The sequence below is a fragment of the Anaeromyxobacter sp. SG17 genome, assembly GCF_022690695.1.
Lineage (GTDB): Bacteria > Myxococcota > Myxococcia > Myxococcales > Anaeromyxobacteraceae > Anaeromyxobacter > Anaeromyxobacter soli.
This window is the reverse complement of sequence record NZ_JALCYX010000119.1, coordinates 1-8210: the sequence shown is the minus strand read 5'-3', so window position 1 is coordinate 8210 and position 8210 is coordinate 1. Positions and strand designations below refer to the sequence as shown.

Annotated in this window: 9 protein-coding genes; 8 read left to right on the top strand and 1 reads right to left on the bottom strand. The window is 73.6% G+C overall.

Annotated features, from left to right (window positions below; translation table 11 throughout):
• Together MNY60_RS22705 and MNY60_RS22700 are read left to right on the top strand one after the other, a co-directional pair.
• Window positions 1-344 (top strand): hypothetical protein (locus MNY60_RS22705; RefSeq protein WP_242361986.1); only part of this gene is annotated, 344 nt, incomplete at its 5' end.
• A gap of 153 nt (window positions 345-497) precedes the next feature.
• Window positions 498-1229, top strand: a complete 732-nt coding sequence (locus MNY60_RS22700; protein WP_242341568.1) for a DUF4253 domain-containing protein — start codon at window positions 498-500, stop codon at window positions 1227-1229.
• A gap of 29 nt (window positions 1230-1258) precedes the next feature.
• On the opposite strand, the gene MNY60_RS22695 is transcribed toward MNY60_RS22700, so the two are convergent.
• Window positions 1259-2752 (bottom strand): AMP-binding protein, encoded by a 1494-nt coding sequence (locus MNY60_RS22695; protein WP_242356866.1) that lies wholly within the window; start codon window positions 2750-2752, stop codon window positions 1259-1261.
• Between the two features lie 145 nt (window positions 2753-2897).
• Between MNY60_RS22695 and MNY60_RS22690 the strand changes: the two genes are divergently transcribed.
• From MNY60_RS22690 to MNY60_RS22665, 6 genes are all read left to right on the top strand, one after another.
• Complete coding sequence (locus tag MNY60_RS22690; protein ID WP_242341424.1) at window positions 2898-4163, top strand: amino acid ABC transporter substrate-binding protein; 1266 nt, start codon at window positions 2898-2900, stop codon at window positions 4161-4163.
• A gap of 4 nt (window positions 4164-4167) precedes the next feature.
• Window positions 4168-5043 (top strand): branched-chain amino acid ABC transporter permease, encoded by an 876-nt coding sequence (locus tag MNY60_RS22685; RefSeq protein ID WP_242341423.1) that lies wholly within the window; start codon window positions 4168-4170, stop codon window positions 5041-5043.
• Entirely contained in the window at window positions 5040-6023 is a 984-nt protein-coding gene (locus tag MNY60_RS22680; RefSeq protein ID WP_242341422.1) for a branched-chain amino acid ABC transporter permease, read from the top strand. Before MNY60_RS22685 ends, MNY60_RS22680 begins: the two co-directional genes overlap by 4 nt.
• 8 nt (window positions 6024-6031) lie before the next feature.
• Complete coding sequence (locus tag MNY60_RS22675; protein WP_242341421.1) at window positions 6032-6769, top strand: ABC transporter ATP-binding protein; 738 nt, start codon at window positions 6032-6034, stop codon at window positions 6767-6769.
• On the top strand, window positions 6766-7482 hold the full coding sequence (locus MNY60_RS22670; protein WP_242341420.1) for an ABC transporter ATP-binding protein: 717 nt from the start codon (window positions 6766-6768) through the stop codon (window positions 7480-7482). Before MNY60_RS22675 ends, MNY60_RS22670 begins: the two co-directional genes overlap by 4 nt.
• A gap of 15 nt (window positions 7483-7497) precedes the next feature.
• Window positions 7498-8210, top strand: a 713-nt coding sequence (locus tag MNY60_RS22665; protein WP_242361983.1) for a GntR family transcriptional regulator, incomplete at its 3' end; no start/stop codon positions are given.

The following is an 8210-nucleotide window of genomic DNA, read 5'->3' as shown; positions in this document are numbered from 1 at the left end:
AGGCGCACGCGGACGCCGCCCCGGCGCCGCAGGCCTCCGCCGGCGCGCGAGCGCTCGCGCCGGAGCCGTCCCCCGGTGCGCGCGCGACGGCGCGGCCGGGGCTCGGCACGGAGTTCGCGGAGGAGCACGCCTCCCACGTGCGCACGGTCCGCTTCGAGCGCGCGAGCGCGAAGCCCGAGGCGGTGCTCGCCCTCCGCTACGACGATCGCGAGGGGCTCGCGGCGCTCGGGATCGACGTGGACGGCCGCTGGGCGGCGCGGCGCGAGGCCTGGCTGCGCGAGACCGCCGAGCCGTTCCGCGAGCGCGGCTACGCCGAGCCGCCTCCCGGCTGGCGCGGGCGATAGCGGGTAGGTCTGGACCGCCCGGCCCGTCCGGGCGGCCCAGCTCCGCTGTGGGGGCCGGTGCGCGGGGGACGCAAAGTCGATCATGCCGATAGGGGCGTGTAGATTGCGGCTCTCTGCCGCACGGCCGTTCGCGTGCGGCAAAAGGGAGCCTCCATGACGCAACCGTCCCGCCGCCTCGATCGTGCTCGCACGAACGTCTTCGCCCGCCGGTTCCTCGCGGCCGCCACGCTCCTCGCGATGGGCCCGCTCGGCGTCCGCGCGGAGCCGTCGACGGCCGCGGCGGTCGCGGCCGCTCCCGAGGCGCCGGCCGCCGAGGCCCAGCCCATCGTGCTCCCCGCCCCGAAGAGCTTCGCGGCCGCCGTGAAGCTCGTCGAGGACGCCGCGGGCGTGAAGGGCGGCCAGATCGACAGCGAGGTCAAGCCGATCCCGCTCTCCGAGGGCCGTGCCTTCGCGGTCGACACCCGCACCGCGGAGCGGCTGCTCGCGGGCAGCCACACGACGTTCCGCAAGGCCGGGGTCTACCTGTTCCGCTACGAGCGCAGCTTCGGCCTCGCTGGCGAGAAGGACCTCGTGGGCCTCCTCGCGACGGCCGACCCGAACGTCGTGATCCGCCGCATCGGCACGGCAGGCCCGAAGCGCGGGGTGACGAGCGAGCAGATCGTGGCGTGGCTCTCCACCCTGGAGCGGGACGAGGCGTTCGAGCTGTACGAGATCGGGGCGGACTACGTCGCCGGGCGGTTCCAGCGGCAGCCGAAGGACCCGGAGAAGATCGCGCGCCGGGCGGCCGAGATCGCGCCCGACCTCGTCGCCGGGCACTCGAACCCGATCGCCGGGCTCGCGGACCTCATCGGCAAGCACCGCACGCTGTACCTGATCTGGGAGTGAGCCGCCGTCGCGCGCCGTAGGCGCCGCGCTCAGCCGAGCGCCGCGAGCTCCTTCTTCAGCACCTTCCCCATGGCGTTCCGCGGCAGGCTCTCGACGAGCCGCACCGCGCGCGGGCGCTTGTGGGGCGAGAGGAGCCGGGCGACGTGCTCGGCGAGCTCCTCCGGGCGCGGGGCCGCGCCCGGGGCGGGGACCACGAACGCCACGATCCGCTCGCCGAGATCCTCGTCGGCGACGCCGATCACGGCCGCCTCCCGCACCGCGGGGTGCTCGAGCAGCGCCGCCTCCACCTCCCCGGCGCCGACCTTGTAGCCGCCGGTCTTGATGAGGTCGGTGGCGCGGCGGCCGACGATGCGCACCTCGCCGCCCGGCCCGATCGACGCGATGTCTCCCGTGTAGAAGAAGCCGTCCGCGTCCATCGCCGCGGCCGTCGCGTCCGGCCGGTTGAGGTAGCCCGCGAACACCGTCGGGCCCTTCACCGCCACCTCGCCGAGGACGTCGGGGCCCGGCTCGAGCGGGCGCCGCGCGTCGTCCACGAGGCGGAGGGTGACCCCGGGCAGCGGCGGCCCGACCGCGCCCGGCGTGCGCGGGCCGTCGTGGCGCGCGGCGGTGAGGATGAGCGTCTCGGTGAGGCCGTAGCGCTCGACGACGCGCTGCCCGAACAGCCGGAACAGGCGGTCGTTCTCGCGGACGGGCAGCGCCGCGGACCCCGAGACGAGGAGCCGCGCGCACCCGAGCCGCCGCGCCTCGTCTGGCCTCGCCTCGCAGTGCTCGGCGAGCCGGTGGTACATCGTGGGCACGGCGAAGAGCATCGTGCCGCCGCCCTCCATCGCCGCGCACACCCCCTCCGGCGTGAAGCGGGGGAGGAGCAGGATCGACGCCCCGACGCGCAGGGACCCGAGCACGCCGAGGACGAGGCCGTGCACGTGGAAGAGCGGCAGCGCGTGCACGAGCGCGTCGCGATCCGTCCACCCCCACGCCGACACGAGCGCGTCGAGGTCGAACGCGGCGTTCCGGTGCGTGATGATCGCGCCCTTCGGCTTGCCGGTGGTGCCCGACGTGTAGAGCACGAGGAGCGGGTCGTCCGGGCGGGGCGCCGGCGGCGAGGCGCCCGGGCCGTCGAGCGTGATCCCCCGGACGTCCGGCGTGCGCGCCCGGAAGGAGGCGGGGTCGGCCGCGAGGACGAGACGCGGCGCGGCGTCGGCGAGCACGTGGCCGAGCTCGCCCTCGCCGAGCGCCGGGTTGAGTGGCACCGTCGCCACCCCGGCGAGCGCGTCGCCGATGACGGCGGCGATCGTCGCGAGCTCGGGCGTCGCCCAGAGCGCGACGCGCTCGCCTGCGCGGACGCCGTCCTGGAGCAGGCGGGCCGCGTGGGCGCGCGCGGCGCGGTCGAGCTCGGCGTAGGAGACGTCGGCGCGACGCGGCGCGGCGCCGGCGCGCGTCACGGCCGCCGGGCCGGCGCTCGCGATGACGCGCAGCGCCACGCGGCCGCCGCGCGCCGCGAGCTCGGGGAGGAGCGGGTGCATGTCCCCGGAGTGTAAGGCCCGTCGCCGCGGGCCCGGGTCTCCGTTGGGGCCCAGGTGGATCTTCGCGTTGCGCCGGGACCATCGTGTCGCGAAGCCGTAATCCATAATTACGGAGACGCGGCTCTCCTTCGCCCTGGAGGCGCTCATGAGCACTCGCAACCCCCGCCGGCCGTACGCCCCGCTGCTCCTCGCGCTGGCCGCGCTCGCCGCGGCCGCCGCCCTCCCCGGCGCCGCGGCCGCCGCCGACAAGGACAAGATCCTGATCGGCGCGACGCTGCCGCTCACCGGCGCGGAGGCCCGCGTCGGCGGGTTCTTCAAGGAGGGCTACGACCTCGCGTTCGAGCAGGTGAGCAAGGCCGGCGGCCTCGAGGTCGGCGGCAAGAAGCTGCCGGTGCAGTTCCTCCTCCTCGACGACACGAGCACGCAGGCGTCGGCGGTGAGCCTCGCCGACCGGCTCGTGAACAGCGACCGGGTCGACTTCCTCCTGGGCACCTACGCGAGCCACCTCGTGGAGGCGCAGAGCACGGTCGCCGAGCAGAACCGCGTGCCGTACGTGAACGGCGGCGGCGGCGCGACCAAGATCTACAAGCGCAAGTTCAAGTACCTCTTCGGCCTCATCTCCCCCGTCGAGCTGCTCGGCGGGACGCTCATGCAGTGGATGGACGAGCAGCAGAAGGCCGGCAAGCTGCCGAAGCCCGCGAAGATCGCGCTCCTGTGGGAGAACACCGCGCACGGCAAGGACTTCCGCAAGGGCGTCTCCGACTTCGCCGGGAAGAGCGGCGGCGCGTACCAGGTCGTGGTCGACGAGTCGTTCGAGCTCAACGCGCGCGACTTCGGGGCGCTCCTCGGGAAGGTGAAGGCCGCGAACGTGGACCTGTTCCTCGTGGACGCCCACCTGCCCGACTACATCACCATGCACCGTCAGTACGTGGCGAACGGGATGTGCCACAAGGTCGTGAGCTACGGCGCGCGCGGCGGCGAGAAGGACGCGGTGAAGGCGCTCGGGCAGGAGAACGTGAACTACGTCCTCTCCGGCGTCTGGTGGAACGCGCAGCTCGGGACGAAGCCCGGCCCCTCGCAGGAGTTCGTGAAGGCGTTCAAGGCGAAGTACGGCGGCCGCGAGCCGGAGTGGTTCCAGGCGCTCGCGTACGAGAGCGCGCGTGCCCTGTTCACCGCCATCCAGCAGGCGGGCAAGGTCGACCGGGAGGCGGTGCGCGCCAAGCTCGCGTCGATGAAGATGCCGTCGCTCCTGCCCGGCGGGACCCTCGAGTTCAAGGCCGAGTTCGGGCAGCAGGCGCAGAACTCGTTCGTGGTGCAGCAGAACCAGCCGGACGGCACCTCGCCCATCATCTTCCCGAAGGACGTGGCGAGCGCCGCCGGCGTCGCCCCGAACCCGCGCTGCGCGAAGTGATCCCGTGGACCGCTTCGTCGACCTCGCCGTCTCCGCGGTGCTGCTCGCCGGGCTCTACGCCACCATGGCGTACGGGCTCGGCCTCATCTACGGCGTGCTCCGCGTGGTGAACCTCGCCCATGGCGGGGTCATCATGGCCGGCGCCTACCTGGGCTGGATCCTCCACGGGTGGCTGGGGCTCGACCCCTACCTGGCCATCCCGCTCGTCGTGGGCGTCACGTTCCTGCTCGGCGTCCTCACCTACCGGGTGCTCGTGCGCCACCTGCCGCGCGGCGCCGCGGGCGGGCCCGCCTCGCTCCTGCTCCTCTTCGGCGTGTGGCTCGTCCTCCGCAACGCGGCGTACCTGCTCTTCAGCGGGAACGACCAGACCATCCGGACGGCCTACTCGACGCGGGCGATCCCGCTCCTCGGCTCGTACGTCTCGGTGAACCGCCTCGCGGTGCTCGCGATCGCGGTCGTCACCCCGGCGGCGCTGCAGCTCCTGCTCAAGCGGACGTACCTCGGCCGCGCCATCCGCGCCGTGGCGCAGAACGCGGACAGCTGCACGCTCGTGGGGATCGACGTGGAGCGCATCTACACGATCACCTTCGGGCTCGGCACGGCCCTCGCCGGGCTCGCGGGGCTCCTCTCCGCGACGATCTTCTCGTTCAACCCCGGGTTCGGGTCCGGCGAGCTCCTCAAGTCGTTCGTGGTGGTGGTGCTCGGCGGCCTGGGCAGCGTGTTCGGGACCGGGATCGCGGCCCTCGTCCTCGCGGTGGTCGAGGTGTTCGCGATCCTCGTGCTCCCCTCCTACCTCACGGCGGCGGTCGGCTTCGTCATGCTCGTGCTCGTCCTCGTGTTCCGGCCGGGCGGGCTCTTCGGCCAGCGGGTGCTCGGATGAAGTTCGCCTGGCCTCCGATCGTGCCGCGCTGGGCGCTGGCGGCGTTCGTCCTCGTCGTCGCCGCGCTCGCCGTCGCGCCCGCCGCGCTCGACCTCTCCATCTACTCGAAGAACCTCGTCACGCTCGCCTTCCTGATGATCTCGGGCGCGCTCGCCTGGAACTGGATGGGCGGCTTCGTGGGGCAGGTGAGCTTCGGCCACGCGGCGCTGTTCGGCGTGGGCGGGTTCGTCGCGGCGCGCCTCATGATCATGGAGCCGCCCGCGCCGGCGCCGCTCGCCTGGCTGGTGGGCGGGATCGCGGCGGGCATCTTCTCGCTCGGCGCGCACCCGATGCTGCGGCTGCGCGGGCCGTACTTCTCGATCGCCACCATCGGCGTGGGCGAGGCGGCCCGGCTCCTGTTCACCTACTGGGAGGACTTCACGGGCGGCTCCTCCGGCCTCTCGCTGCCCATCGACGTGGAGATGAAGGACCGGCTCTACTTCTGGGGGCTCGGGCTCGCGGCCCTGGTCGTGGCGGCGTCGTTCCTCATCCGTCGCTCGACGCTCGGGCTGCAGCTCCTCGCCATCAAGGCCGACGTGGACGCCGCCGCAGACGTCGGGGTCAACGCGACCTTCTACCAGGACCTCGTCTTCGCGCTGTCCGCGGTGGTGGTGGGCATCACCGGCGGGCTCTACGCCGCGTACTTCAGCTTCATCGAGCCGGGCGACATGTTCGGCTTCGATCGCTCGATCGCCTTCGTCCTCATGTCGGTGATCGGCGGGGTGGGGACGGTCCTCGGACCGGTGCTCGGCGCGATCGTGTTCGTGCTGCTGCGCCAGTTCCTGCTCGCCTCCTACCCGCAGCTCTACCTGGGCCTCTACGGGCTCCTCCTCATCTTCATCATCCTCTTCGAGCCGCTCGGGCTCACCGGCCTCGCGCTGCGCCTCGCCCGCGCCGTGCGGCGCCGCGCGCGCCGCGAGCCGCGCGAGTCGCTCGCCTGACCGACCCCATGCCACCGCTCCTCAGCTGCCACGCGGTCTCGAAGAGCTTCGGCGGCCTCAAGGCCGTCGACGAGGTCACGCTCGAGCTCAACGAGGGCGAGATCCTCGGCGTCATCGGCCCGAACGGCGCCGGGAAGACCACGCTCTTCAGCCTCATCGCGGGCTCGATCCGGCCGACCTCGGGCGAGGTCCGGCTCCAGGGCTGGCGCGTCTCGGGGTACGCCGCGCACCGCGTGGTGCGCGCCGGGATCGTCCGCACGCACCAGATCGTGCGGCCCTTCCCGAACCTCACCGTGGCCGAGAACGTCGCCGTCGGCGCGATCCACGGCAGCTGGCGCGCGGAGGGCACGCCGCGCCAGCGCGCCGCGGAGATCGTCGAGTTCGTCGGCCTGGCCGACCGCGCCGGCCAGCTCCCCGGCGCGCTCACCCTCTCGGGCCGCAAGCGGCTCGAGCTCGCGCGCGCCCTCGCCACGGTGCCCCGGGTGCTCATGCTCGACGAGGTCATCGCCGGCGTGAACCCCGCCGAGGCGATGAAGCTCGCCGCGCTCATCCGGCGCATCCGCGACGAGCGGAAGGTCTCGGTCATCATGATCGAGCACGTCATGCCGGCGGTGATGTCGCTCTCCGACCGGGTGGCCGTGCTCGACCACGGCAAGAAGATCTCCGAGGGCCTGCCGGCCGAGGTGGTCCGCGATCCGCTCGTCGTCGAGGCCTACCTCGGCAAGGGCCACGAGGTGAGCGCGTGAGCGAGCCCCTCCTGAGCGTCGACGCGATCGACGTGTTCTACGGGGACATCCAGGTCCTGTACGGCCTCAGCCTCGAGGTGCGCGAGGGCGAGATCGTCACGCTCCTCGGCTCGAACGGCGCGGGCAAGACCACCACGCTGCGCGCCGTCTCCGGGCTCCGGCGCCCGCGCGCCGGGGACATCCGCTTCCGCGGGAAGTCGCTCGTGGGTCTCCCCGCCGCCGGCCGGGCGGAGCTCGGGATCGCCCTCGTCCCCGAGGGCCGCGATCTCTGGGCCCAGCTGACCGTGCGGGAGAACCTCGATCTCGGCGCCTACCACCCGCGCGTGCGCGCGAACGCGGCGCGCAACCTGGAGCGGGTGTTCACGATGTTCCCGCGCCTCTCCGAGCGGAGCGGCCAGATCGCGGGCAGCCTCTCCGGGGGCGAGCAGCAGATGTGCGCCATCGGGCGGGCGCTCATGGGAGAGCCCGTCCTCCTCATGCTGGACGAGCCCTCCCTCGGCCTCGCGCCGATCCTGGTCGACCAGGTGATGCGGACCGTGTCCGACCTGCACGCCCAGGGCATGACCGTCCTGCTCGTCGAGCAGAACCTGCGCAAGGCGCTCGAGGTGGCGCAGCGCGGCACCGTGATCGAGACCGGGCGCGTGCGGCTCGAGGGGACGAGCGCGGAGCTCTCCGCCAACCCCGAGATCCGCACGGCGTACCTCGGCCTCTGAGCGGAGAGCGACCCGATGACGCGCATCGCCCAACGCGCGCTGTACGAGGAGGTCGCCGAGCGGCTCCGGCAGCTCATCTACGCCGGCGATCTCGAGCCGGGGACGTGGATCGACGAGCGCGCCCTGGTCGAGCGCTTCGGCATCAGCCGGACGCCGCTGCGCGAGGCGCTGAAGGTGCTGCACGCGGAGGGGCTCGTGCGCCTCACGCCGCGCCGCGGGTCGTTCGTCTCCGGCGAGCTGACGCCGCGGGACCTCGACGAGATCTTCCCGCTCATGGCGCTGCTCGAGGGGCTGTGCGCGCAGGAGGCAGTCCGCAAGGCCGGGCCGGACGACGTCCGCCGGCTCGAGGCGCTCCACGAGCGGCTCGAGCGCTGCGCCGCGGCGGACGATGTGGGCAGGTACTACGAGCTCAACTACCTCTTCCACCAGGCGGTGCAGGACCTCGCCGCGAACCCGTGGCTGTCGCGCATGGTCTCCGAGCTGCGCCAGTTCCTGCGGCTCCTGCGCGGCCGCCAGCTCCGCGTGCCCGGCCGGCTCGAGGCCTCGCTCGCCGAGCACCGCAAGCTCATGCGCGCGCTCCGGCGCGGCGACGCGGAGGAGGCCGAGCGGGTGATGCGCGCCCACCTCATGGCGCAGCGCGCGGCGCTCGCGGTGCAGGACGCGATGGCGAGGCCGGGCCGCCCGCGCGCGGCCGCGGCGGGGGCGCCGAAGGCGAGCGCCGGGGGCTC

Bases quoted from the DNA above. Each gene is read 5' to 3' on its own strand.
- MNY60_RS22695 (WP_242356866.1), bottom strand. From the start codon at position 2,752: ATGCACCCGCTCCTCCCCGAGCTCGCGGCGCGCGGCGGCCGCGTGGCG.
- MNY60_RS22680 (WP_242341422.1), top strand. From the start codon at position 5,040: ATGAAGTTCGCCTGGCCTCCGATCGTGCCGCGCTGGGCGCTGGCGGCG.
- MNY60_RS22690 (WP_242341424.1), top strand. From the start codon at position 2,898: ATGAGCACTCGCAACCCCCGCCGGCCGTACGCCCCGCTGCTCCTCGCG.
- MNY60_RS22675 (WP_242341421.1), top strand. From the start codon at position 6,032: ATGCCACCGCTCCTCAGCTGCCACGCGGTCTCGAAGAGCTTCGGCGGC.
- MNY60_RS22700 (WP_242341568.1), top strand. From the start codon at position 498: ATGACGCAACCGTCCCGCCGCCTCGATCGTGCTCGCACGAACGTCTTC.